We start from the raw sequence: 25,771 nt of genomic DNA on the forward strand, positions 1-25,771 counted from the left end.
AAACCGTTCAACAGCACAGCTCCGCGGCTCCCCCAACCTGACTCCAGACTGGGCAAACGCGCGCAGCTTGACCGCGGGTTCTCCCGGATTCAGCCACTATGGTTTTGCGAAATTTTACGAGTGCCATCAAGAACATGCCCTGATGAAAAACTGACAGCCATGGATCCCGGTTCCAGGTAGGGCGATGCGGGATCGAACATGCGCTCAAGCAAGGCGAGCGCGCTTCAACTGCGGGACGTCCCTTCAGCCGAATGCTACCGCCATCACGCCAGACGGGATTTCGGCTTCTTGCGCAGGCGCGCTACCCATGTGAGGACCGGCCCAATCAACATACCGGCCAACAGGGCAAAAATGACCGGTACGGCCACCGAAAGCTCTGGAGCGGACCAACCGAAGAACACCAACGCCACAGGCTGCTGGTTTTCAAGCATGAATACTACCGTCACTGCCAGAACGAACAGGACGATCACAAAAAAGATCAGGCGTTTGATATTACGCATCGAGTACTCCTCTGACGGCTATTGGAGCTCGTGCTCCTCCTCTTCGTTCACCCGATCACGCAATTCCTTGCCGGGCTTGAAGTGGGGGACGAATTTTCCGTCAAGACTGACGGATTGTCCGGTTTTGGGATTGCGACCTACGCGAGGCGCACGGTAATGCAGGGAGAAGCTGCCAAAGCCCCGTATTTCAATACGATCGCCTGTGGCCAGACATTGCGACATCTGCTCAAGCATGGTCTTGATGGCTAACTCCACATCCTTTGATGAGAGCAGTCCTTGATGGGTGACAATTCGTTCGATCAACTCCGACTTCGTCATATTTTTCCCTTCTTTTTCAAGCAGCTAGGTAAAGCGCTTTGAAGGTTTTAGCATGACCGGATGATTTTGAACAGCCCATGTTTCTACTTATGTGAAGGGTATTTCGAGGCGACAGGCCATTACAAGACACAACCCTTCATCAATCGGGGCCTGGAGCACATGCGCCCCTACTGCCATTGCGGGTCTGAAAAACAGACGCCCACAAAAAAGGGCGACCGAAGTCGCCCTTTTTCAATGGTTAGACAGAACTCAGTTCTGCTTTTCCATTTGAGCACGCAGCAGGTCGCCCAGAGTGGTGGGACCCGTGTTTTCTGCGGTTTCAGGCTTGCTACGCAGGCTCTGAATGGCTTCTTTCTCGTCTTCAACGTCTTTCGACTTGATGGACAAGCTGATCACGCGGCTCTTGCGGTCAACGCTGATGATCTTGGCTTCGATCTCTTCGCCTTCTTTCAGAACGTTACGCGCGTCTTCGACGCGGTCACGGCTGATTTCGGAGGCTTTGAGGGTAGCTTCGATGTCGTCGGCCAGAGTGATGATGGCGCCTTTGGCGTCAACTTCTTTAACGGTACCGCGAACGATAGCGCCTTTGTCATTGACAGTGACGTACTCGGAGAACGGATCGCTTTCCAGCTGCTTGATACCCAGCGAGATACGCTCACGCTCTGGATCAACCGACAGGATCACGGTGTCGAGCTCGTCGCCCTTCTTGAAGCGACGTACGGCTTCTTCGCCCACTTCGTTCCAGGAGATGTCGGACAGGTGAACCAGACCGTCGATGCCGCCGTCCAGACCAATGAAGATACCGAAATCGGTGATCGACTTGATGGTGCCGGAGATCTTGTCGCCCTTGTTGAACTGGCCAGAGAAATCTTCCCACGGGTTAGATTTGCACTGCTTGATGCCCAGGGAGATACGACGACGCTCNTGGGTGGATGTTTTTGTTGGTCCAGTCCATTTCGGAAACGTGTACCAGACCTTCCACGCCTTCTTCCAGCTCTGCGAAGCAGCCGTAGTCGGTCAGGTTGGTAACACGCGCGGTCACGCGAGTGCCTTCTGGGTAACGTGCCTTGATAGCAACCCATGGGTCTTCGCCCAGTTGCTTCAGGCCCAGGGAAACACGATTGCGCTCGCGATCGTACTTCAGGACTTTTACATCGATCTCATCGCCAACGTTGACGATTTCCGATGGATGCTTGATGCGCTTCCAGGCCATGTCGGTGATGTGCAGCAGGCCATCGACGCCACCCAGATCGACGAATGCGCCGTAATCGGTGAGGTTCTTGACGATACCTTTGACTTGCTGACCTTCCTGCAGGGATTCCAGCAGAGCTTCGCGCTCGGCGCTGTTCTCGGCTTCCAGGACACTGCGACGGGAAACGACAACGTTGTTGCGCTTCTGGTCCAGCTTGATGACCTTGAATTCCAGCTCTTTGCCTTCCAGGTGCGTGGTGTCGCGCACTGGACGGACGTCAACCAGAGAACCTGGCAGGAACGCACGGATGCCGTTAACGTCGACTGTGAAGCCGCCTTTAACCTTACCGTTGATAACGCCCTTGACCACTTCTTCAGCTGCGAAAGCCGCTTCCAGAACGATCCAGCACTCAGCACGCTTGGCTTTTTCGCGGGACAGTTTGGTTTCGCCAAAGCCGTCTTCGACCGCGTCCAGCGCAACGTGAACTTCGTCACCGACCTTGATGGTCAGCTCGCCAGCGTCGTTGTAGAACTGCTCCAGCGGGATGACGCCTTCAGACTTCAGGCCAGCGTGTACGGTAACCCAGTCGCCGTCGATGTCGACAACGATACCGGTGATGATCGCACCCGGCTGAAGATTGAGGGTCTTTAGGCTTTCTTCAAAGAGTTCTGCAAAGCTTTCGCTCATTTTAATTCCTGTTGATAAAGGCGAAGAATCCGCCTATCTGCCACGCTCCAGACAACGTGGGTTTCGTTCATATGAAAGAAAGCCTGCGGGACTATGACTGGTCTCCCACATGGCTTTCTGGTCATCCAGCGATATCGCGAAGCGCGACTTCACTCAGGATGCGTTCAAGCACCTGCTCGATGGACAATTCGGTGGAATCCAGCTGAATGGCGTCATGCGCCGGCTTGAGCGGGGCTACCGCTCGCTGGGTGTCGCGTTCGTCACGGACACGTATCTCATCTAGCAGACTCGACAGACTAACATCGTCCCCTTTGGCCTTCAACTGCAAATATCGGCGTCGGGCACGCTCTTCGGCACTGGCCGTCAGAAAAACCTTCAACGGGGCCGATGGAAACACCACAGTTCCCATGTCGCGGCCATCGGCGATCAGACCCGGAAACTCCTGAAATGCGCGCTGGCGCTGCAGCAATGCTTCACGAACCGCAGGCAAGGATGCGACTTGCGACGCCCCGCTGCCGACGTGCTCGTTACGGATCGCCAGGGTCACATCTTCACCTTCCAGAATAATTCGCTGACCATGATCATCGGTCGCCGCCTCGAACTGGACATCGAGGTGCGCAGCCAGAAGCTTGAGTGCTTCCTCATTCGTCAGGTCGACCCCATGGTTGCGGGCGGCGAACGCCAGCAGGCGATAAAGCGCGCCAGAGTCCAGCAGACACCAACCCAGACGTTTGGCCAGTAACCCGGCGACCGTTCCTTTTCCGGAGCCGCTTGGTCCGTCGATCGTAATGACCGGAGCTTGAGCTTTCACGATTGCCCCTCTTGCGATACACGAATACCCACCTGAGCGCAGAGCGTCAGGAAATTGGGGAAAGAAGTCGCCACGTTGGCGCAGTCCCGAATGCGGATCGGGGCTGCGGCGCGCAGCGACGCAATACTGAACGCCATCGCGATACGATGATCGCCATGCCCGTCGACTTCGCCGCCACCCATGGACCCGCCTTCAATAATGAGGCCATCGGCGGTGGGTTCAACCTTTATACCCAGCGTTGTCAGACCGTCGGCCATGACCTGGATGCGGTCGGATTCCTTGACCCGCAGTTCTTGCGCGCCTCGTAGCACCGTACGCCCTTCTGCGCAGGCCGCGGCCACGAACAAGACCGGGAACTCGTCGATGGCCAGTGGAACCAGCGCTTCAGGGATGACGATCCCCTTGAGCGGCGCATGGCGAATCCGCAGGTCTGCCACGGGCTCGCCACCCACTTCGCGCAGGTTCTGCACAGAAATGTCGGCGCCCATCAGGCGCAGAATATCGATCACGCCGCTGCGGGTCGGGTTCACGCCGACATGTTCGAGCAGCAGATCCGAGCCTTTGGCAATCGATGCTGCGACCATGAAAAACGCCGCTGAGGAGATATCGGCCGGAACCTCGATACGCGTCGCGACAAGCCTGGCACCCGCCTCCACCGACGCGGTCGCTCCATTCCCTGCAACGGGATAGCCAAAACCACGCAGCATGCGCTCGGTGTGGTCGCGGGTTGGTGCGAGCTCGGTCACCGTGGTCTTGCCTCGTGCATACATACCGGCGAGCAGCAGGCTGGATTTGACCTGAGCACTGGCCATCGGCATCACATAGCTGATGCCTTTGAGCGGCTTGCCACCGCGAATCGTCAGCGGCGGACGACCGTCGATTGCGGTTTCGATCGCGGCTCCCATCTGACGCAACGGCTCGGCCACCCGCTCCATCGGGCGCCTGGACAATGACGCATCGCCGGTCAGCACGCTGTCAAACGGCTGCGCTGCCAGCAAACCGGCCAGCAGGCGCATGGAGGTGCCTGAATTGCCCAGATAAATCGGGCCAGGCGCAGGCTTCAGGCCATTCAAACCGACACCATGAATGGTCAGGCGACCATGATGAGGACCTTCGATGACCACGCCCATGTCACGGAATGCCTGCAAGGTGGCCAGGGCATCCTCGCCCTCGAGAAAACCTTCGACCTCGGTCGTGCCTTCGGCCAGCGAACCGAGCATGATCGAACGATGGGAGATCGACTTATCCCCAGGCACCCGGACCTGTCCGCTGACAATACCTCCTGGCTGCGCGACAAACGTCAGCTCTTCGGCAGACGCTTTTTCGATATAGGCACGACGGGCCAGGATCTTCCCGAAATGCTCGCGCGCGACCCTGGCGCGAGTGAACACACCCAGCAGTTGATGACCGTCGCCGGCGTCCACCGCATCACGCAACGCATCCAGATCGCTGCGGAAGGTGTCCAGCGTGCGCAGAACGGCTTCCCGGTTAGCCAGGAAGATATCGTGCCACATGACCGGATCGCTGCCGGCGATACGGGTGAAGTCGCGAAAACCGCCCGCCGCGTACCGGAAGATGTCAAGGTTTTCGTTGCGCTTGGCCAGCGAATCCACTAGGCCGAATGCCAACAGATGTGGCAAATGACTGGTCGCCGCCAGCACTTCGTCGTGACGCTCGACCTGCATGTGCTCGACATCGGCGCCCAGCGCAGACCACATCCGGTCAATCACCGCCAAGGCGTGAGCATCGGTTTCGGGCAGGGGAGTCAGGATCACCTTGTGACGACGGAACAACTGGGCGTTGGAAGCCTCTACTCCGCTCTGCTCGGAACCGGCAATCGGATGGCCCGGCACGAATCGCGCAGGCATGGCCCCGAACGCTTCACGAGCGGCGCGCACGACGTTGCCCTTGGCGCTGCCGACATCCGTCAGCACGGCATCACCGAGGTCGAGCGTCGCCAGCACGCCCAGCAGTTTTTCCATGGCCAGGATCGGTACGGCCAGTTGAATGACATCGGCACCGATGCAGGCAGCAGCGAGATTATCTTCACAGCGATCGACGACACCCAGTTCGACGGCCAGTTTGCGCGACTGCGGGTCGAGATCGACGCCGACCACTTCGCGGCACAGGCCACTTTCCTTCAACCCCTTGGCGAACGAGCCCCCGATCAGACCGAGACCGACCACCACCAGGCGGCCGATCATAGGCGCCGTGGATTGCACTGCCGTGACATCAGCCATGACATCAACCACGCGCCAGAACCTTGCTCAATGCTTCGAGGAAGCGGCTGTTCTCTGCGGGCAGACCGATGCTCACCCGCAGATGATTCGGCATGCCGTAACCGGCGACAGGACGCACGATCACGCCCTCGCGCAGCAACCCTTCATAAATCGAAGCCGCTTCACGTCCCAGATCGACAGCAATGAAGTTGGCTTTGGACGCAATCCAGCCCAGGCCCATTTCACGCAGGCCTTCTTCCATCTGCTGCATGCCCGCCTCGTTCAGCCGACGGCTTTCGGCCACGTAATCGGTATCATCCAGCGCAGCACAAGCGGCGGCAAGGGCGAGACTGTTGACGTTGAAAGGCTGGCGCACCCGGTTCAGCACATCTGCCACGACTGGCGAAGACAGCGCGTAACCGACACGCAATGACGCCAGGCCAAAGGCCTTGGAGAAGGTGCGCGAAACCAGCAGGTTCGGGTATTGAGCGAGAAATGTCAGGCCATCCGGCAACTCGGCGCCTTCGGCGTACTCGATGTAAGCCTCGTCCAGCACGACCAGTACGTCCTTCGGCACGTTGGCGAGGAAGTCTGCCAGCGCTTTGGGCCCGAACCAGGTCCCTGTCGGGTTGTTCGGATTGGCGATGAAGACCACTCGCGTATTGCTGTCGATGGCTGCGAGCATCGCGGGCAAATCGTGCCCCCAATCCCTGGCCTTCGCCACCCGCGCGTCGGCGCCAACGGCTTGAGTGACAATCGGGTAAATGGCGAATGCGTGCTCGCTGAACACGGCATTCAAGCCTGGCGCCAGGTAAGCGCGGGCGACAATTTCAAGAATGTCGTTGGAACCGTTGCCCAGCGTCACCTGACTGGCATCGACGCCATGGCGCTCGGACAGACGCTGCTTGAGGTCGAAACCGTTTCCATCGGGGTAACGGGTCAGATCGTCCAGGGCTTCACGAATCGCAGCCAGCGCCTTGGGGCTTGCGCCCATCGGATTCTCGTTGCTGGCCAGCTTGATGATGCGAGCCGGATCGATATCCAGTTCACGCGCCAATTCGTCCACCGGCTTGCCGGGAACGTAAGGCGATAGTTTTTGCACGCCAGCCTGTGCCAGCGCGAGGAAGTCGCCGCTCATTTACCGCTTTACCTCTTCTAAAACGCAGATCGATGGTTGCCCGGACCGTAGCAGCACGGCTTGCCGGCGGGGGCGATCTTCAGAACGCTCCCGCCGGGTGCCGTGCTGCCGCAGGACAAAACCGCCTAGAGAACGGCCTTGGGATAGGAGCCCAGCACTTTGAGTGCCACGGCTTCCTGACTGATCCGTTCCAGCACCGCCTTGATCAGCGGGTCGCGGTGATGACCGACGAAGTCGATAAAGAACACGTAGGTCCATTTACCGCTGCGTGATGGCCGGGTCTCGATGCGCGTCAGGTCGATGCCGTTCTCGTGGAAAGGCACCAGCAATTCATGCAGGGCACCCGGCTTGTTGCTCATCGATACGATGATCGAGGTCTTGTCGTCACCGGTCGGCGGCACTTCCTGACTGCCGATCATCAAAAAGCGCGTCGAGTTATCCGGACGGTCTTCGATCTTCTCGGCAATGCGCGAAAGGCCGTAGAGACCAGCGGCCATGTCGCCAGCGATAGCAGCGGAGTTCCACTCACTCTTCACGCGCTTGGCGGCCTCGGCATTGCTGGAAACCGCCACGCGCTCGACATTCGGGTAATGCGCGTCCAGCCATTTGCGGCACTGAGCCAGCGACTGGGCGTGGGAGTAGATGCGGCTGATGCTGTCGGTCTTGGTGTTTTCGCCGACCAGCAAATGGTGGTGAATACGCAGCTCGACTTCACCGCAAATGACCATGTCGTGTTCGAGGAAGCTGTCCAGGGTGTGGTTGACCGCACCTTCGGTAGAGTTTTCCACCGGGACGACGCCAAAGTTAACCGCACCGGCGGCGACTTCGCGGAACACTTCGTCGATGGCTGCCATCGGCTTGCTGATCACAGCATGACCGAAATGCTTCAGCGCAGCGGCCTGGGTGAATGTGCCTTCCGGGCCCAGATAAGCGACCTTGAGCGGCTGCTCCAGCGCCAGGCACGAAGACATGATTTCGCGAAACAGACGCGCCATCTCTTCGTTGCTCAGTGGACCACGGTTGCGTTCCATGACGCGCTTGAGCACCGCCGCTTCACGCTCGGGGCGGTAGAAAACCGGCTCCTCGCCTTCGGCCAGTTCGGCCATCTTGACGCGCGCCACTTCCTGCGCGCAGCGTGCGCGTTCGCTGATCAGCTCCAGGACCTTTTCGTCCAGGCTGTCGATGCGAACCCGCAGTGCCTTGAGCTCCTGTTCGGACATTAGCCGTGTTCCTTCTCGAATTCGGTCATGTAGGCCACCAGCGCCTCGACGGCATCCAGACCCAGCGCGTTGTAGATCGAAGCGCGCATGCCGCCGACCGAACGGTGCCCTTTGAGGTTGAGCAGAGCGCGGGCATCGGCACCGGCCAGGAACGCTTTGTCCAGACGCTCGTCAGCCAGACGGAATGGCACGTTCATCCACGAACGGGCGTTGTGGCTGATCGGGTTGCTGTAGAAATCGCTGCCATCGATAAAGCCGTAGAGAAGCTCCTTCTTCGCGCGGTTACGTTTTTCCATGGCATCGACGCCCCCCTGCTCCTTGAGCCACTCGAATACCAGACCCGAGAGGTACCAGGAATAAGTTGCCGGGGTGTTGTACATCGAACCGTTATCGGCCGAGATCTTGTAGTCGAGCATCGTCGGGCAACTGCTGCGGGCGCGGCCCAGCAGGTCTTCGCGAACGATCACCACCACCAATCCGCTAGGGCCGATGTTTTTCTGTGCGCCGGCGTAGATCAGGCCGAATTGCGACACGTCGATCGGGCGCGACAGGATGTCCGAAGACATGTCGACGACCAGAGGAACATCGCCGGTCTCAGGCACCCAGTCGAACTGCAGGCCACCGATGGTCTCGTTGGAGGCGTAGTGCACGTACGCCGCATTGCTGCTCAGATTCCACTCGTTCTGACCCGGGATCGCCAGGTAATCGAACGGTTTGGCGCTGGCGGCCACATTGATGTTGCCGAAGCGACGCCCTTCCTCGATGGCCTTCTTCGACCAGATGCCAGTCTCGATGTAGTCAGCCGTGCCGTTTTCAGGCAGCAGGTTCAGCGGAATCTCTGCGAACTGCTGGCTGGCACCGCCTTGCAGGAACAGGATCTTGTAGTTGGAGGGGACGGACAGCAGCTCGCGCAGATCCTGCTCGGCCTTCACCGCGATGGCTGTGTAATCGTCGCTGCGATGACTCATCTCCATTACTGACAGGCCCTTGCCGTGCCAGTCCAGCATTTCAGCCTGGGCACGCTGCAGGACAGCATCAGGAAGCGCGGCTGGGCCGGCGCAGAAGTTAAAGGCTCGCTTGCTCATATCCACTCTCGTCAGTAACGCGTTTGATTTGAAACGGGTGAAGGCGTTGCGGGAGCTATCGAAGGTCACGATTGTGGGGTGGCAGTCAAACCGCTTCGCGACCGTCGCAAACTCCGATTGCTCCTACAGGGTTCACGTACACCGTATCGTTGCGACCCGATCCGGATCAACTGTAGGAGCAATCGGAGGTCACGACGGTCGCGATGCGGCTCATCGGTATCACCGCCATCGTGACCAGCAAACACTCCATCAAGGGGGACCTGAATCCCCCTTTTTCAACGTCAGTCCTGCGACTGTTCTTCGTCGGCAGCATCGGCTTGCAGATCGCTCGTCGATTCGTCGGAATCGGAGAGGTTCACAACCTCGCCGTCCACCGTTTCACCGTCGAATTCCTCGCCTTCCAGCTCTTCGCCCTCGATTTCCGATGGCTCCTGAACGCGTTCCAGGCCAACCAGTTTTTCGTCCTTGGCCAGCTTGATCAGGGTCACACCCTGAGTGTTGCGGCCCAGGCTCGACACTTCGTCGACACGGGTACGAACCAGAGTGCCCTGATCGGAAATCAGCATGATTTCCTCGCCGTCCTGCACCTGAACCGCACCGACCAGACGGCCGTTACGCTCGTTGCTGACCATGGCGATAACGCCCTGACCGCCACGCTTGTACTCAGGGAACTCGGTGATGGCGGTACGCTTGCCATAACCGCGCTCGGAAGCGGTGAGAATCTCGCTGCCCTCTTCGGGGATCAGCATGGAAATCAGCTTCTGCCCTTCTGGCAGGCGCATGCCACGCACACCGCGAGCGGTACGGCCCATGGCGCGGACTTCGGATTCCTTGAAGCGAGTGACCTTGCCGCCGTCGGAGAACAGCATGATTTCCTGCTCGCCATCGGTGATCGCGGCGGAAATCAGGATGTCGCCTTCGTCCAGTTCCAGCGCGATCAGACCCACGCTGCGTTGACGACTGAACGCCACCAGCGGGGTCTTCTTGACGGTGCCGTTGGCGGTGGACATGAAGATGAATGGCGCCTTCTTCTTGTCTGCTGCCTTGACCCGCGCCTTGCGCTCTTCTTCGGTCTCGTTGGCGTTCTCGATGTCTTCGATGTCGGACTCGGCGCCCTCTGCCTCTTCTTCGTCAGCCCGCTTGCGCATGGCTTCCAGATCCACCGGCAGCATGGTGGTGATGTATTCGCCTTCGCTCAGCGGCAACAGGTTGACCAGCGGACGACCACGGGCAGCGCGGGACGCTTCCGGAATCTCGTAGGTCTTGAGCCAGTACACCTTGCCCTTGCTGGAGAACATCAGCAGCGTGGTATGGCTGTTGGCGACCAGCAGATGAGCGATGTAGTCCTCATCCTTGACGCCCGTGGCCGACTTGCCTTTACCGCCGCGACGCTGAGCCTGATACACGGCCAGCGGTTGAGTCTTGGCATAACCACCGTGGGAGATGGTCACGACGCGCTCTTCTTCCGGGATCATGTCGCCCAGGGTCAGATCCAGACGCGCATCGAGGATTTCGGTGCGGCGCACGTCGCCGTANAGACGCGTGGAGCTGTTGAGGATGCGGATCAGCTCGCCGATCTGAGTCAGGATTTCCTGATACTCGGTCAGCAGTTTTTCGTGCTCCAGACCGGTCAGACGGTGCAGGCGCAGTTCCAGGATCGCCTGGGCCTGTTCCGGCGACAGGAAATACTTGCCGTCACGCAGGCCATACTGAGGATCGAGGTTTTCCGGACGGGACGATTCGGCGCCAGCGCGCTCGACCATCTCGACCACGGCGCTCGATTCCCACGGCGTGTTGATCAGGCCTTCTTTCGCTTCGGCCGGTGTCGGCGACGCCTTGATCAGTTCGATGACCGGGTCGATGTTCGACAGGGCAACCGCCTGACCTTCGAGGATGTGACCACGCTCGCGGGCCTTGCGCAGTTCGAACACGGTGCGACGGGTAACGACTTCGCGACGGTGACGGATGAAGGCTTCCAGCAGGTCCTTGAGGTTGAGGATCCGTGGGCGGCCGTCGATCAGCGCAACGATGTTGATGCCGAAAACGCTTTGCAGTTGGGTCTGGGCGTAGAGATTGTTGAGGATGACCTCAGGCACTTCACCGCGACGCAGCTCGATGACCACGCGCATACCGTCCTTGTCGGACTCGTCGCGCAGTTCGGTGATGCCTTCCAGTTTCTTTTCTTTTACCAGCTCGGCGATCTTCTCGATCAGACGCGCCTTGTTCAGCTGGTACGGCAGCTCGGTGATGACGATTTGCTGGCGACCGCCGACCTTGTCGATGTCTTCGACGATCGAACGGGCGCGCATGTAAATGCGGCCACGGCCGGTCTTGTAGGCTTCGACGATGCCGGCACGGCCGTTGATGATGGCCGCAGTAGGGAAGTCCGGGCCCGGGATGTATTGCATCAACTCGTCGACGGTCAGGTCGCCGTTGTCGATCAGCGCCAGGCAGCCGTCGATGACTTCACCGAGGTTGTGCGGCGGAATGTTGGTCGCCATGCCCACGGCGATACCGCTGGAACCGTTGACCAGCAGGTTGGGGATACGGGTCGGCATGACCGCCGGAATCTGCTCGGTGCCGTCGTAGTTGGGCACCCAGTCGACGGTTTCCTTGTGCAGGTCCGCCAGCAGCTCGTGCGCCAGCTTGGTCATGCGCACTTCGGTGTATCGCATGGCCGCGGCGTTGTCGCCGTCCACCGAACCGAAGTTGCCCTGGCCGTCTACCAGCAGGTAGCGCAGGGAGAAGGGTTGCGCCATACGTACGATGGTGTCGTAGACGGCCGTGTCGCCATGCGGGTGGTACTTACCGATGACGTCACCGACCACACGAGCGGATTTCTTGTACGGCTTGTTCCAGTCGTTACCCAGTTCGCTCATTGCGTACAGTACACGCCGGTGCACGGGCTTCAAGCCGTCGCGTGCATCGGGCAGAGCTCGTCCGACGATGACGCTCATCGCGTAGTCGAGGTAGGACTGCTTCAGCTCGTCTTCGATATTGACCGGGAGGATTTCTTTGGCCAGTTCGCCCATGAGAAGCCTGATTCCTTTTTCTGGTGAAACCTCGTACATCCATCCGGGATGAACGAAGCTCGCCGCCGCCGGCGATTGCCTGGCGACGACTTACGACAAATCAGCGAGTTATGCCATGGATTTGCGCAGTAAAGAGGGCCGCAATGCGCCCCCTTGGAAACCGCCGGATGTTACCACAATCGCCGTCAGGCACGAAGCCTTTGAGAACGCCGAAAACGAGCCATTTCGCCAGCAGAGCCCTGAGAAGCGCTTACAGGGCCTGCTAGCGCCTCACGGGACGGGAAGTATTACCGGTGGCCAACGGATCAATGCAGGCGCTTACGGCACATCAACTGAGCCAGTTTGGCGGTGTCGGGACGCTCGACGATGCCCTTTTCGGTCACGATAACGTCGATCAGGTCCGCGGGCGTCACGTCGAAAACGGGATTGTAGGCATCGACTTGGGCCCCTACCCGCTGGCCGCCGATTTCGAGCAGTTCCTTTGCGTCACGCTCTTCAATCGGAATGTCTTCACCGCTGGCCAGGTTCATGTCGATGGTCGAGCTGGGAGCAACGACCATGAAACGCACGCCGTGGTGCATGGCCGCAACCGCCAGGTGATAGGTCCCGATTTTGTTGGCGACATCCCCGTTGGCAGTGATGCGATCCGCGCCGACGATGACCCAGGTGATGCCTTTGGTCTTCATCAGGTGTGCAGCCGCAGAGTCTGCGGTCACGGTAACGGGAATGCCTTCATTCACCAGCTCCCAGGCCGTCAGGCGCGACCCTTGCAGCCAGGGACGAGTTTCGTCGGCGTAGACGCGCTCGATCATGCCTTCTATATGGGCGGCTCGAATCACGCCCAGGGCCGTGCCGAAACCGCCAGTCGCCAGCGCCCCGGCGTTGCAGTGGGTCAGCACCGTCTGCAGATTGCCCTGATGCTTGCGAATCCACTCCGAACCCAGCTGCGCCATGGTCAGGTTTGCCTCACGATCGCTTAAATGGATCGCGATGGCTTCCGCTTCCATCACCGCACGCGGGTCTTCATGATCCTTCAGGCGATAGAGCCGCTCGCGCATGCGGTTCAACGCCCAGAACAGATTTACAGCCGTCGGCCGGGCATTGACCAGCAGGTCGAAATCTTCTTCCAGCGCCATTTGCCAGTCGTCACCGGCGGCATACCGGTCGTTGACGGCCAGCACCAGGCCGTAGGCCGCAGCGATGCCAATTGCAGGCGCGCCACGCACTACCATCGAACGAATTGCCTCTGCCACGTCGGCAGCCGAGCGATAGGGGAGCCAGGTTTCCTCGAAGGGCAAAATCCGCTGATCCAGCAGATACAGCGTGCCTTCCCGCCAATCGATGGCCTTCACTTTCTCCGCAGCCAGTAATCGATCGCGCATTGCACACCCCACATGATGAAAATTTGAAAACCTGAGGCACCACCCGCTCTGTCATCGCGGTGACAAAGCCATGGCTATCGCGAGCAAGCTCACTCCTACAGGGCTGCATGGGTATGAGTCAAATAGCCAGCAGCTGAAAAAGCGGCCGATTATAGCGAGCCGCCTGCCAAGGCGCTCGGGTATACTTCGCCGTCCCCGAAATAAGTCACTGGATGCCTTTCCCATGCCCGACGCCGCTGCCCCGCTCGACCTTATGCTCCTGCCAGACTGGCTGGTCCCGGTCGAACCGGCGGGCGTGGTTCTTCAGCAACACGGTATCGGCATTCGCGATGGCCTGATCGCGTACATCGGCCCGCGGGCAGAAGCGCTGCGGCAGAACGCCAGAGAAGTTCGTGAACTGCCCGGCATGTTGCTCAGCCCCGGCCTGATCAACGCGCATGGGCACGCGGCGATGACACTGTTCCGCGGCCTGGCCGACGATCTGCCACTGATGAGCTGGCTGCAGGACCATATCTGGCCCGCCGAAAGCAAATGGGTCGATGAGGATTTCGTTCGCGACGGCACCGATATCGCCATCGCCGAGCAGCTCAAGGGCGGCATCACCTGCTTCTCTGACATGTATTTCTTTCCAAAGGTCGCGTGTGAACGCGTTCACAACAGTGGCATTCGGGCACAGATCACCGTCCCGGTGCTGGACTTCCCGATACCCGGTGCCCGCAGCGCCGACGAGTCATTGCACATCGGGGTGGAGCTGTTCAACGATCTGGCCCATCACGACCGCATCAGGATCGCACTGGGTCCGCACGCGCCGTACACCGTCAGCGACGACAACCTGGAGAAGATCCGGGTCATCGCCGACGAACTGGATGCGATGATTCACATGCACGTCCATGAAACCGCATTCGAGGTGCACGAGGCCGTGCAGCAACGTCAGGAGCGCCCGCTCGCCCGCCTGCAACGCCTTGGCCTGCTGGGGCCGCGCTTCCAGGCGGTGCACATGACGCAGATCAGCGATGAAGACCTGGCGATGCTGGTCGAAAGCAATTCCAGCGTGATTCATTGCCCGGAATCGAACCTGAAGCTGGCCAGCGGTTTTTGCCCGGTCGAGCGACTGTGGCAGGCCGGGGTCAATGTCGCGATAGGGACCGACGGAGCGGCCAGCAACAACGATCTGGACCTCCTGGGAGAAACCCGCACCGCCGCGCTGCTGGCCAAGGCCGTCGCCGGTTCCGCCACCGCGCTGGACGCCCACCGCGCCCTGCGCATGGCAACACTCAATGGCGCGCGGGCCATGGGTATCGAAGACCACACCGGCTCCCTCGAGCTTGGCAAGGCTGCGGACATGGTCGCCTTCGACCTGTCGGGCCTGGCGCAGCAGCCGATCTACGACCCTGTCTCCCAGCTCATTTACGCCAGCGGCCGCGACTGCGTCAGTCATGTCTGGGTCGCAGGCAAGCCGTTGCTTCTGGACAAGCGTCTGACGCGCATGGACGAAGAAGCACTGACACGAACCGCCAAAGCCTGGGGCAGCCGCATCGCCGCCAAGGGCTGAATCTTTTTTGCGTCGCCATGGCGAACTGCCGTGGCCGAATACCGAATTTCAAGTTTGAGAGGGATCACACATGAGCAACGTCGACCACGCCGAAATCGCCAAATTTGAAGCCCTGGCTCACCGCTGGTGGGACCGCAACAGCGAATTCAAACCGCTGCACGACATCAACCCGCTGCGGGTGAACTGGATCGACGAGCGCGTCAGCCTGGCAGGCAAGAAAGTCCTGGACGTCGGCTGCGGCGGCGGCATCCTGAGCGAAGCGATGGCTCTGCGCGGCGCCACGGTTACCGGCATCGACATGGGCGAGGCGCCGTTGGCGGTCGCGCAGCTGCACCAGCTGGAGTCCGGCGTCAGCGTCGAATACCGCCAGATCACCGCCGAAGCCCTGGCCGAAGAGATGCCCGAGCAGTTCGACGTGGTGACCTGCCTCGAGATGCTGGAGCACGTGCCCGATCCTTCGTCGGTCATTCGCGCCTGCTACAAGATGGTCAAGCCGGGCGGTCAGGTGTTCTTCTCCACCATCAACCGCAATCCGAAGGCTTACCTGTTCGCGATCATCGGCGCCGAATACATCATGAACCTGCTGCCGCGGGGCACCCACGACTTCAAGAAATTCATCCGCCCTTCCGAGCTGGGCGCCTGGAGCCGCAATGCCGGTCTCGAGGTCAAGGACATCATCGGCCTGACCTACAACCCCCTGACCAAGCATTACAAGCTGGCCAGCGACGTCGACGTCAACTACATGATCCAGACGCTGCGGGGGGCCTGATCCATGCGTTTGAGAGCAGTTCTATTCGACATGGACGGCACCCTGCTCGACACCGCGCCGGACTTCATCGCCATTTGTCAGGCCATGCTCGCCGAGCGCGGCTTTGCGCCGGTGGCGGACAAGCTGATACGCGACGAAATCTCTGGCGGCGCCAAGGCGATGGTTTCAGCGGCCTTCGCCCTTTCGCCCAACGAACCGGAATTCGAGGCGCTGCGCCTTGAGTTTCTGGAACGCTATCAGAAGGACTGCGCCGTCTACAGCAAGCTGTTCGACGGCATGGCGGAGCTTCTGGCAGACATCGAGAAGGCAAAGCTGATCTGGGGCGTGGTGACCAACAAGCCAGTGCGTTATGCCCAGCCGATCATGGAGCAACTGGGCCTGGCGGAACGCTCGGCGGTGCTGATCTGCCCGGACCATGTGACCAAAAGCAAACCGGATCCAGAGCCGCTGCTGCTGGCGTGCAAGATGCTCGACCTGGACCCGGCCAGCGTGCTGTTCGTCGGCGACGATCTGCGGGACATCGAGTCGGGACGCGATGCCGGTACCCGAACGGCCGCCGTGCGCTATGGCTATATTCATCCCCACGACAACCCGAACCATTGGGGTGCCGATGTGGTGGTGGATCACCCGCTGGAGTTGCGCAAGGTGCTCGACAACGCGCTTTGTGGTTGCTGATCACGCGGACAGACATTGATGATCGTGCCCACGCAGAGCGTGGGCACGATCAACTGATCGGCGCTGCTGATCTATTTTGACGAGGCCCCCATGTTCAATTATTCCGCTCGCCCCGAACTGCTCAAGGACCGTGTCATTCTGGTCACTGGTGCAGGACGCGGCATTGGTGCCGCCGCCGCCAGGACCTACGCCGCGCACGGCGCAACGGTCCTGCTGTTGGGCAAGACAGAGGCGAACCTCACCGCCCTCTATGACGAACTCGAAGCAGCGGGTCATCCACAACCGGTGGTGATCCCCTTCAACCTGGAAACCGCCCTGCCCCATCAGTACGACGAACTGGCGGCGATGATCGAGGCTGAGTTCGGTCGTCTCGATGGCCTGCTGCACAATGCCTCGATCATCGGCCCGCGTACGCCGATCGAGCAGCTGTCTGGCGAGCACTTCATGCGCGTGATGCACATCAACGTCAACGCGACGTTCATGCTAACCGCGGCTCTGTTGCCACTGCTCAAGTTATCGCAGGATGCCTCGGTGGTGTTCACCTCCAGCAGCGTCGGCCGCAAGGGCCGGGCTTACTGGGGCGCCTACGGGGTGTCCAAATTCGCCACCGAAGGCTTGATGCAGACACTGGCTGACGAGGTCGAAGGCGTGGCGCCGGTGCGCGCCAACAGCATCAACCCCGGCGCCACCCGCACCGACATGCGCGCCCAGGCGTACCCGGCGGAAAACCCGCTGAACAATCCGACGCCGGAAGAGATCATGCCGGTGTACCTGTACCTGATGGGCCCCGACAGTGCAGGCATCAACGGCCAGGCATTCGACGCACAAAAGAAATAAGCAAATTTCGCACTTCCCCTGTAGCAGTCCGGCTTGCCGGCGGCAGCGATGTTGAAAAAGCCACCGCCGGCAAGCCGGACTGCTACAGACGATTTCCCATCAATGCGGCTCAACGGCCACCACGCCTTTCGTCTTCTCGGCGGTTTTCCGTCGCCTCTTTGTAGTCACTTGGCCAGTAAGTCGCTACGTTAGCCAATCCCAAGGCGCCGACGCTCACCCTGTCGCTACCTTTCAACGCTAACCACCTGATTTCTATAGCGATTCTGTATGACGACCGAATTGGCATGACTTTCGCTCTATCGACATCAAGCCCGATGAGAGGCGCAGGAGCGAAAACATGAGTTTTCCAACAAGAACCAACGCCATTGATTTTGACAGCGCCAGGCTACAGCGTCTCGGGTTGGTACCTGCGCACAGTGCTGCACTGCAGCCTCTGGACTACGAGCAGTTACAACGCCGGCTTGGGATGCTGTTGCAGACCAGCCTTGAGGCGGACAAGATCCTGGCGATGTTTTTCAGCAGCGTGCAGCAGTTCATCACGCTACACGCCTTGACCTACAAGCATCTTGGCACCGATTTGCGTGTGGAGTTCGGTGAACGGGCTCGGCATAACGCCAGTTATTGCATGACCCATGAAGGCGAACAGATGGGTGAACTGGTGTTCCAGCGCGACAAGCGCTTCACCGAGCAAGAGCTGTCCCAGCTCGAGTCGCTGCTGGCGAATCTGCTGTTTCCCCTTCGCAATGCCCTGCTTTATCGCAATGCGAGCCTGAGCGCGCTGCGCGATCCTCTGACCGGTGCGGGGAATCGAATCGCCATGGAGCAGTCGCTGACACGAGAGGCTGAAATTGCCCGACGCCAGCAGCAACCGCTTTCGGTGCTGATGCTGGATATCGATCATTTCAAAGAGATCAACGACACCCACGGCCATGCCACGGGCGATGAAGTGCTGCGGGCGGTGGCGGACGCGATCAAGGATCGTCTGCGCAACATCGACCAGGTCTTCAGATTCGGTGGGGAGGAGTTTTTGATCGTGCTGACCAATACCGGTCGTGAGTCAGCCGCGCTGGTAGGCGAACGCCTGCGCAACGCGGCACTGCAACTCACTTATCCGGTCGACGGTCGGCCAGTGGAACTGACGGTCAGCCTGGGCTGCTCGACGCTGCTGCCGGGAGAATCCCCCGACAGCCTGGTGCGCCGTGCCGATACGGCCCTGTACGCCGCCAAGCGCCAGGGCCGCAATCGCCTGGAAATGGCCGGCTGAGACCTCAGGCGCGAACCGCGAAGCGACGCTCGCGCATTGGTGCGTTCGCTTCTTGAGGCCGCTCCAGAACCATACAACGTTCCAGAAACAGGTACATGTACTCGTAACTCTTGCAGATCGCCATCCGCAGATCAGCCTGCAATTGCTCGCTGGGGTTGTTGCCCGCCAGGGTGCAAATGATCTCCAGGGCTTCCCAGGGGTGGGAGTCATCGTACTGCGCGTGCATCTTGAGCCACTTCATGGCGCGCTTGCGCAGGTCCGGCGGGAACATATCTGCGTACGTCTCTTGCGAGCATACGACAGCAGACCATTCGCCGGTCGCCCCTTCAATGGCGTAGTTGGTGGCTGCGATCGCGACGACCAGAGGCTCCGACGAACAACTGTGCCAGCACCAGTGATTGAGTGCGTGCAACTCTGACGGAACCCGCTGCGCTTGCAGGTCTTCCAACGTGACCCCGTGGGCCGCGCTCCAGTTTACCCAGTAATCGGCATGATTGAGTTCAACCCGAATATTGCGCATCAGCCAGCGACGCGCCATGTCTTCGCCCGGGTGACGGGCAAAACGGGTCTTGGTCAGGTTATGCGCCATGTAGACCGCAAATTGTTCAACGACGGGCCATCCACCAATCAAGTACTGGCGCATGGTTTTCGAACTGAGCCGCCCATCTCTCATACGTTGATAAAGTTCATGCCCTACCACGCGTGCCTTGGCCTCACTGCAATCCTGAATCAATTGCTGAGCCCAAGCGGGGTAACTGCTGGCATCCATCAGCGGACCGGTTCTAATGAACATATCGATCACTGTGTAGCTCCTTATGTTGTGTTGCATCGGGGTCGTTCAGCGAAAAGTCCCGGGTGCGCTGAACAACATTGGGGTCTGCCTCGCGGGCCGTGCGTGCAGACATTCACAGGTGAATAATTGCGGTCGCTCGATAACGTACCCCTGAGCGTAGTCCACACCGATTTCCAATAACGCCTGCTCTATCTGGGGGCTTTCGACGAACTCAGCGATCGTCTGTTTGCCCATCACGTGCCCGATATGGTTAATCACTTCCACCATCGCCCGGTTGACCGGGTCGTCGAGCATGTCTTTTACGAAACTGCCATCGATCTTCAAGAAATCCACAGGCAAATGCTTCAAGTAAGCGAATGACGACATGCCTGCACAGAAGTCATCCAGTGAAAAACGGCATCCCAGACTTTTGAGTTCGTTAATGAACCGAATAGCACTGCCCAAATTGGCGATCGCACTGGTTTCGGTGATTTCAAAACAGATAAGTTCAGGAGGTATTGCGTAGATCTGGAACTGCTGTCGCAAATATTCAAGAAAAGCGTCGTCACCTATGCTCGTGCCGGACAGGTTGATGGCGCACACCGCCAGAGGCCCCGAACGATGATTGTCGTGGAGGCAATCGGCGATGATCTTGAATACGTTCTGCACCACCCAGCGATCCAGGGTGGTCATCATCCCGTAGCGCTCGGCGGCGGGAATGAAACTGTCAGGAAGGATCATGCGGCCGGATTCATCACGCAGGCGCAGCAGGATTTCCACATGACCGTTACTGTGCCCGGCGTCGCGGCTGAGCGCGGCAATTTCCTGGGAGTACAAACAGAAGCGGTTATCTTCCAGCGCCATGTGCAGGCGTTGAATCCAGGCCATTTCGCCAAAGCGCGTGGACAGCTCGGAATCGTCATCGTGGTAGACCTGAACCCGGTTGCGGCCTTTTTCCTTGGCCATGTAGCAGGCCATGTCGGCGGCACGCAACGATGTTTCCAGTGTCGCGGGCATATCGGAAATGTGCACCAGACCCACACTGATCGTGGTCACGAAAGGCCGGCCCTTCCAGACAAAATGCAGGCTCTCCACGGTCTGGCGCAGGCCTTCGGCAATCCTTTCCGCCGACTCCGGCGAGCAGTGTTCGAGCAGAATGCCGAACTCGTCCCCACCCAGTCGCGCCAGGGTATCGCCCTCGCGTATGCCCTGCTGCAGCAGTGCGCAAATGTGCCGCAGCAATTCGTCACCCGCCGCATGGCCGCTGGTGTCGTTGACCAGCTTGAACTGGTCCAGATCGAGGAACATCACCGCATGACGACCCGGCTTCTGCGCCAGCCCGTTCAGTGCTAGTTCCAGCCGGTATTCGAACTCTCGGCGGTTGGCCAGGCCCGTCAGTGCGTCGTGAGTCGCCTGCCAGGACAGGTTGGCAATGTATTGCCGTTCCTGCGTCATGTCATGCAGCACCAGCACCGCGCCGCTGACTTTGCCCTCGGTACGGATCGGTGAGCCCACCAACGCAACCGACACCGTGCTGCCGTCCAGCCGTTGAATCAGTTTGGAGTTTTCGCTGCCTCCACCCAACTTGCCGCCGAGGATATGCTCGATCAGGGTCGAACTGTCCTTTTGGTCATTCTCGTCGAGCAGATTGAACAGCGCCGCCAGCGGTAAACCGGATGCCTGCTCGTTCTTCCAATGGGTCATCTGCTCGGCAGCGGGGTTCATGTAGGCGATCGAGCCGTCGACATCGGTGGTGATCACCCCGTCACCAATGGACTCCAGCGTGATCTGCGCCCGCTCTTTCTCCATCTGCAGGGCGGTGGCGAAAGCGTGGCGTTGCTCCAGCAATTTATGCGTACGCAGCAGCGCCAGAATGATCAGAAACACCGCAGTGGCAAGATTGACCACCAGCAGGATCCGCAAGATCACCCGCGACCCTTCGCCCAACGCGTCGCTGAAAGCCATGGCGGCTGGCGTGACGCCCTCGTTGATCGCGTTGATCCGCTGCCGCCAGGCGAGAACATCGCCGTTGGTGGCGCTGCCTTCGAGGATGCGCGCGTGCATTTCCCGGGCGACTTCGTCGAGCTGGACCAGGTAGTTGTCACCGATCTTCCACAGATCGATGGCCTTCTCCAGGTAGCTGAAATGCCGAAAGTTGAGATAGAGCCAGATGATGCCCTGTGCATCGTCGGGATGGTTACCACCCTGCAGAATGCCTGCAGTGGCGCGTGCGATGTCGGGAACCGGTTGGTCCATTGCCACACGCAGGTCGTGCCCACCCTGGGGGATGGCGATGGCCTGCTGGTACTTCATGTAATTGATCTCATCGCGACCGTTGGCGTAGAGATTCAAATAATAGATCGCGTCCTTCTGCCCTTTGGACCAGAGGCTCTCTCCGCCGACATAGCTGCGCACGGCCGACATCATGTACAGGCTGCCGCAACCCAGCAGCGCCTGTAACAGAACCACGGCGATAAATGGCCAGACGATGCCCAGAAGACGGGGCTTCTCGAGGATCCGCTTTTGCTTCATGGTGTCCCTTTCATCAGCACTGCCCGTACTCGCTCCCCAGGCGCAGGCGACCTTCCTGGCCGTCAGGGGACTCGGCTAATTTCCACGATGCAACGGATAACTCTCACACGTTGTACAGCAACCCATTCGTAAACCTGGAAAAGAAGAGACGTAAATATGACGCTTTTCACACTTTCCCGGACGATAAGGCTCAAGCATAGCCCAAGAATTGACGTGTTCCACTGGCGATACGCCATTTGATACGGCTTATGCGAAAAACCGACAAGGTGTATCAGAGTTGTTGCAGATGCCCGTAAAGACGGGCGTAGAGACCGCCGTCGGCAATCAGCTGCTGATGGTCACCATCCTCGGCGATGCTGCCACCGTCGAAGACAAGCACGCGATCAGCCTGCTTCACCGCTGACAGGCGGTGGGCAATGATCAGGGTGGTTCGGCCGCTGAGAAATCGGTTCAGGGCTTGATGCAGGTTGTACTCGGTGGCGGCGTCCAGTGCAGAGGTCGCTTCATCGAGAATGACGACTTTCGGGTCGGCGAGCACCATGCGCGCAATCGCCAGCCGCTGACGCTGTCCGCCGGACAAGCGCACGCCCGAACGCCCGACGACACTGTCCAGCCCGTGCGGCAACGCCCGGATAGTAGCGTCGAGCTGGGCGATTTCCAGTGCCTGCCAGCAGGCTTCGTCGCTGCGTTCGCGTCCCATCGACAGGTTCGCCCGAACGGTATCGTTGAACAGCGCAGGATGCTGCAAGACCACCGCGACATTTTCACGAACGGTCTCAAGCCCGATCTCCTCAAGGCTCGCACCCCCGAAGCGGATGGTTCCGGCCGTGGGGCTATAGAGGCCCAGCAGTAACTGAACCAGGGTGCTTTTGCCTCCGCCGCTGGCCCCGACGATCGCCACCTTCTCTCCTGGTGTAATCGACAGGTCGAGATGATCCAGAACCAGTTCCTCGCTGTAACCGAAGCTCAGGCCGCGCACATCGATGCTGACGGTTTCGCGACCCATGAAAGGATTGAGACGCCCCTCATATTGAGGTTCGTCGGCACGCGCCAGCAGCTCGTTGATACGGGTCAGCGCGCCACCGGCGGCATAAAAGGCGTATTGCAGGTTTAGCAGTTGCTCCACCGGGCCGATCATGAACCACAGGTAGCTGAACACCGCGAGCATATGGCCGATGGACAGGTCCGAGAACAGCACGGTGAGCATCGCGGCGGCGCGAAAAATGTCGATACCGAACTGAAACAGCAAACCGCTCGCGCGCCCCGAAGCGTCACTCTTCCACTGCGAGGCAACGGCGTAATCGCGCACTTCCCTCGCCCGTGACCCCAGCAAACCCAGGAAATACCCCTGACGGTTGCTGGCTCGAATCTCCTGAATCGCATCCAGGGTTTCGGTCAGCGCCTGGGTGAAGCGCGAGGTGCTGTCGTTCTCCAGCTTCTTCAGGTGCTTGACCCGCTTGCCCAGCTTCACTGTGGCGTAGATCACCAACGGGTTGAACAGCAGGATCAACAGCGCCAGTTGCCAGTGCATCCAGACCAGAATCGCGGCCGTGCCGGTGAGTGTCAGCATCGCGACGAGGAACTTGCTCAGCGTCTCGCCGACGAACTTGTCCAGCGTGTCGAGATCGGTGACCAGATGCGCTGTCACCGTGCCGCTCCCCAGGCTTTCGTATTCCCCCAGAGAAATACGCTTGAGTCTTTCGATCAGGCGTGTCCGGATACGGTAAACGATGTCCTTGGAAAGGCCCGCGAACAGCCGTGCCTGAATAACGTTGAAGAGCAATGCCCCCAACCGCAGGCACAGTGTGGCGACGAGCATCAGTCCGATATAGCCGATCGGCTTGTGCAGGCTCTGCGGCAGGAAGCGATTCATGAAGATCAGCGCCGAATCACCTTTGCCCAGCAACACCTCGTCCACCAGCAATGGCAGCAGCAAGGGGATCGGCACCGAACAGAGCACCGCCAGCACAGCGATGCCGTTGGCAATCCACAGCGACTTTTTATGGTGCAGCGCCAAGCGACGAATCTGTGTCCAATCGAGGCGATCGAGCAGCCCCGCGCCGGTTCTGGAGGGTGCCGGGCTTTCTATATCGACGTCGTTACGCACAGGCCGCGCGCTCCAGCCAACGGCTGAGCAGCGGCGCCAGTTCTTCGAGAGGTTGATAGCCGTTGGTCAGCAGGGCCAACTGGCCGTTACGTTCGGCGAGCAAGGTGGGGAAGCCAGCGATACCCAGATCCTGCACCCAGGAAAAATCAGAAGCCGTGGCGGCATGCTGTTCAGCACTGTCGAAGGCCTCGGCGAATTCGATCCGCGGCAACCCGGCTTTTTCAGCCAGTTCAGCCAATACCGTGGCTTGTGTGACGTCGCGACCTTGCAGATAAAACGCCTGCTGAATTTCTTTGACCAGTTTCCAGGCAATGTCCGGGGCCAGGCTGCGCGCGGCGACAATGGCGCGGCAGGCGGGCTCGGTGTCGTAGACGAAACCGTCGGGCAAGGCGTCTTCGAACTTGAACGACTGGCCTGTGGTGTCCTGCACCGCGTGCCAGTGTTCGAGGATGTAGCGCTTGGTGGCCGGCTCCAAAGCCGCGCCGCTGCCCGTGCGCAAGCCACCCACCACCAGATGCAGCGGCAAGCCCGCCGCCCTCGCCTGCTCGACCAGTGCATCGGCTACCGGCGCAAAGCCCCAGCACCAGGAACACATCGGGTCCATCACATAAAGCAGGCGGGCGTGCATGGCTCAGGCCTCGTTGGTTTGCGTGTCGTTGGCGTCTGCCAGGCGGTAGTTGCGACCGATCGGGTGCGGTTGATTGCGTGCCTTGGCCAGTTCGATCTGCTTCTGCCGGTCGATGGCGCTGCGGCGGGTTTTCTCGCTCAGCGTATCCCAGCAATGCGGGCAACTGACGCCCGGCGAATAGTGCTCACTGGCACGGTCTTCAGCGCTGATCGGTGTACGGCAGGCATGACATTGATCGTAGTCGCCTTCGGTCAGGTCGTGGCGCACGGTGACGCGATTGTCGAACACGAAGCAATCGCCACGCCACTGGCTTTCTTCCTGCGGCACTTCTTCCAGGTATTTGAGGATGCCGCCCTTGAGGTGATACACCTCTTCGAAACCCTCGCCGAGCATGTAGCTGGAGGCTTTTTCGCAGCGAATGCCGCCGGTGCAGAACATCGCGACTTTCTTGTGCCTGGCCGGATCGAAGTTGGCCTTGATGTACTCGGGGAATTCACGGAAGGTCGTGGTCTTGGGGTCAATGGCGCCCTCGAAGGTGCCGATGGACACTTCGTAGTCGTTACGGGTGTCGATCAGCAACACTTCGGGGTCGGCGATCAGCGCGTTCCAGTCCTGTGGTTCGACATAGGTGCCGACCGCCTTGTTCGGGTCCACGCCTTCGACGCCGAGGGTGACGATCTCTTTCTTGAGTTTGACTTTGGTGCGGTAGAACGGCTGATCGTCGCAATAGGACTCTTTATGGTCGATGTCGTCCATGCGCGGGTCGTTCTTGAGCCAGGCCATCAGCCCGTCGATGCCTTCGCGGCTACCGGAAACCGTGCCGTTGATGCCTTCTTCGGCGATCAGCAGCGTGCCTTTTATACCGTTATCGACCATGGCCTTGAGCAGCGGCTCGCGCAGTTCGACGTAGTCCGAAAGGGTGACGAATTTGTACAGCGCCGCGACAACGATGGGGGCGGTTTGGGTCATGTTGCGTCTCCAGGTGGTGACCCTCGCAAAGGGCCTACCGGATGAATGATTCAGGTGAAAGCGTGCCGACCAGGCAACGCGG

The 25,771-nt window shown here is 59.8% G+C and carries 20 protein-coding genes and 2 pseudogenes; 5 read left to right on the top strand and 17 right to left on the bottom strand.

Features of this window, described 5'->3' with window-relative positions; all coding sequences use genetic code 11:
* Positions 1-263 precede the first annotated feature (263 nt).
* From D3M70_RS18930 to mtnA, 12 genes and pseudogenes are all read right to left on the bottom strand, one after another.
* On the bottom strand, positions 264-500 hold the full coding sequence (locus tag D3M70_RS18930; protein ID WP_120127221.1) for a lipopolysaccharide assembly protein LapA domain-containing protein: 237 nt from the start codon (positions 498-500) through the stop codon (positions 264-266).
* 18 nt (positions 501-518) lie between these two features.
* Positions 519-818 (bottom strand): integration host factor subunit beta, encoded by a 300-nt coding sequence (gene ihfB, locus D3M70_RS18935; RefSeq protein ID WP_037011901.1) that lies wholly within the window; start codon positions 816-818, stop codon positions 519-521.
* Positions 819-1,067: 249 nt separating this feature from the next.
* Positions 1,068-1,742: S1 RNA-binding domain-containing protein (locus D3M70_RS33375; protein WP_256659920.1), on the bottom strand; the 675-nt coding region annotated here is incomplete at its 5' end.
* Between the two features lies 1 nt (position 1,743).
* A pseudogene (locus D3M70_RS33380) lies at positions 1,744-2,697 on the bottom strand (30S ribosomal protein S1); the annotation flags it as partial.
* Positions 2,698-2,818: 121 nt separating this feature from the next.
* Complete coding sequence (gene cmk / locus D3M70_RS18945) at positions 2,819-3,508, bottom strand: (d)CMP kinase (protein WP_120127222.1); 690 nt, start codon at positions 3,506-3,508, stop codon at positions 2,819-2,821.
* The gene (locus D3M70_RS18950; protein ID WP_256659931.1) at positions 3,505-5,712 is read right to left on the bottom strand and encodes a bifunctional prephenate dehydrogenase/3-phosphoshikimate 1-carboxyvinyltransferase; all 2,208 of its coding nucleotides are present in this window, start codon (positions 5,710-5,712) and stop codon (positions 3,505-3,507) included. Before D3M70_RS18950 ends, cmk begins: the two co-directional genes overlap by 4 nt.
* A 40-nt stretch (positions 5,713-5,752) precedes the next feature.
* On the bottom strand, positions 5,753-6,865 hold the full coding sequence (gene hisC, locus D3M70_RS18955) for a histidinol-phosphate transaminase (RefSeq protein ID WP_120127224.1): 1,113 nt from the start codon (positions 6,863-6,865) through the stop codon (positions 5,753-5,755).
* 125 nt (positions 6,866-6,990) lie between these two features.
* Positions 6,991-8,085, bottom strand: coding sequence for a prephenate dehydratase (gene pheA / locus D3M70_RS18960; RefSeq protein WP_120127225.1), 1,095 nt, complete (start codon positions 8,083-8,085; stop codon positions 6,991-6,993).
* A complete protein-coding gene (gene serC, locus D3M70_RS18965) occupies positions 8,085-9,170 on the bottom strand; it encodes a 3-phosphoserine/phosphohydroxythreonine transaminase (protein ID WP_120127226.1) in 1,086 nt (361 codons plus the stop codon). Before serC ends, pheA begins: the two co-directional genes overlap by 1 nt.
* A 281-nt stretch (positions 9,171-9,451) precedes the next feature.
* The coding region (locus D3M70_RS33385) for a DNA gyrase C-terminal beta-propeller domain-containing protein (protein ID WP_305955093.1) at positions 9,452-10,705 on the bottom strand (1,254 nt) is incomplete at its 5' end.
* A gap of 1 nt (position 10,706) precedes the next feature.
* Positions 10,707-12,202, bottom strand: a pseudogene (locus D3M70_RS33390) (DNA topoisomerase (ATP-hydrolyzing)); the annotation flags it as partial.
* Between the two features lie 305 nt (positions 12,203-12,507).
* Positions 12,508-13,584: an S-methyl-5-thioribose-1-phosphate isomerase gene (gene mtnA, locus D3M70_RS18975; protein WP_120127228.1), complete on the bottom strand. Its 1,077-nt coding sequence runs from the start codon at positions 13,582-13,584 to the stop codon at positions 12,508-12,510.
* Between the two features lie 223 nt (positions 13,585-13,807).
* Here mtnA and D3M70_RS18980 point away from each other — a divergent pair, with 223 nt between their 5' ends.
* The 5 genes from D3M70_RS18980 (at position 13,808) to D3M70_RS19000 (ending at position 18,681) form a co-directional block, all read left to right on the top strand.
* Positions 13,808-15,136 carry a TRZ/ATZ family hydrolase gene (locus D3M70_RS18980; protein WP_120127229.1) on the top strand — a complete coding sequence of 443 codons (1,329 nt, stop codon included), beginning with the start codon at positions 13,808-13,810 and terminating at the stop codon, positions 15,134-15,136.
* Between the two features lie 70 nt (positions 15,137-15,206).
* Positions 15,207-15,905: a bifunctional 2-polyprenyl-6-hydroxyphenol methylase/3-demethylubiquinol 3-O-methyltransferase UbiG gene (gene ubiG / locus D3M70_RS18985; RefSeq protein WP_081567551.1), complete on the top strand. Its 699-nt coding sequence runs from the start codon at positions 15,207-15,209 to the stop codon at positions 15,903-15,905.
* Between the two features lie 3 nt (positions 15,906-15,908).
* Positions 15,909-16,580, top strand: coding sequence for an N-acetylmuramic acid 6-phosphate phosphatase MupP (gene mupP, locus D3M70_RS18990; RefSeq protein WP_120127230.1), 672 nt, complete (start codon positions 15,909-15,911; stop codon positions 16,578-16,580).
* A gap of 90 nt (positions 16,581-16,670) precedes the next feature.
* Positions 16,671-17,417 carry a YciK family oxidoreductase gene (locus D3M70_RS18995; RefSeq protein WP_120127231.1) on the top strand — a complete coding sequence of 249 codons (747 nt, stop codon included), beginning with the start codon at positions 16,671-16,673 and terminating at the stop codon, positions 17,415-17,417.
* Between the two features lie 337 nt (positions 17,418-17,754).
* Positions 17,755-18,681, top strand: coding sequence for a GGDEF domain-containing protein (locus tag D3M70_RS19000; protein ID WP_120127232.1), 927 nt, complete (start codon positions 17,755-17,757; stop codon positions 18,679-18,681).
* A 4-nt stretch (positions 18,682-18,685) separates the two neighbouring features.
* Here the strand turns inward: D3M70_RS19000 and D3M70_RS19005 are convergent, their stop codons facing one another.
* From D3M70_RS19005 to D3M70_RS19025, 5 genes are all read right to left on the bottom strand, one after another.
* A complete protein-coding gene (locus D3M70_RS19005; protein ID WP_120127233.1) occupies positions 18,686-19,483 on the bottom strand; it encodes a TenA family transcriptional regulator in 798 nt (265 codons plus the stop codon).
* A gap of 36 nt (positions 19,484-19,519) precedes the next feature.
* Positions 19,520-21,985 (bottom strand): EAL domain-containing protein, encoded by a 2,466-nt coding sequence (locus D3M70_RS19010; RefSeq protein ID WP_120127234.1) that lies wholly within the window; start codon positions 21,983-21,985, stop codon positions 19,520-19,522.
* Between the two features lie 271 nt (positions 21,986-22,256).
* The gene (locus tag D3M70_RS19015) at positions 22,257-24,038 is read right to left on the bottom strand and encodes an ABC transporter ATP-binding protein (protein ID WP_165869848.1); all 1,782 of its coding nucleotides are present in this window, start codon (positions 24,036-24,038) and stop codon (positions 22,257-22,259) included.
* Positions 24,039-24,084: 46 nt separating this feature from the next.
* Entirely contained in the window at positions 24,085-24,687 is a 603-nt protein-coding gene (locus D3M70_RS19020; RefSeq protein WP_165869847.1) for a DsbA family protein, read from the bottom strand.
* Between the two features lie 36 nt (positions 24,688-24,723).
* Complete coding sequence (locus tag D3M70_RS19025; RefSeq protein WP_120127236.1) at positions 24,724-25,689, bottom strand: rhodanese-related sulfurtransferase; 966 nt, start codon at positions 25,687-25,689, stop codon at positions 24,724-24,726.
* Positions 25,690-25,771 lie beyond the last annotated feature (82 nt).

The organism is Pseudomonas sp. LS-2 (genome assembly GCF_003605735.1).
In the GTDB taxonomy this organism is placed as follows: domain Bacteria; phylum Pseudomonadota; class Gammaproteobacteria; order Pseudomonadales; family Pseudomonadaceae; genus Aquipseudomonas.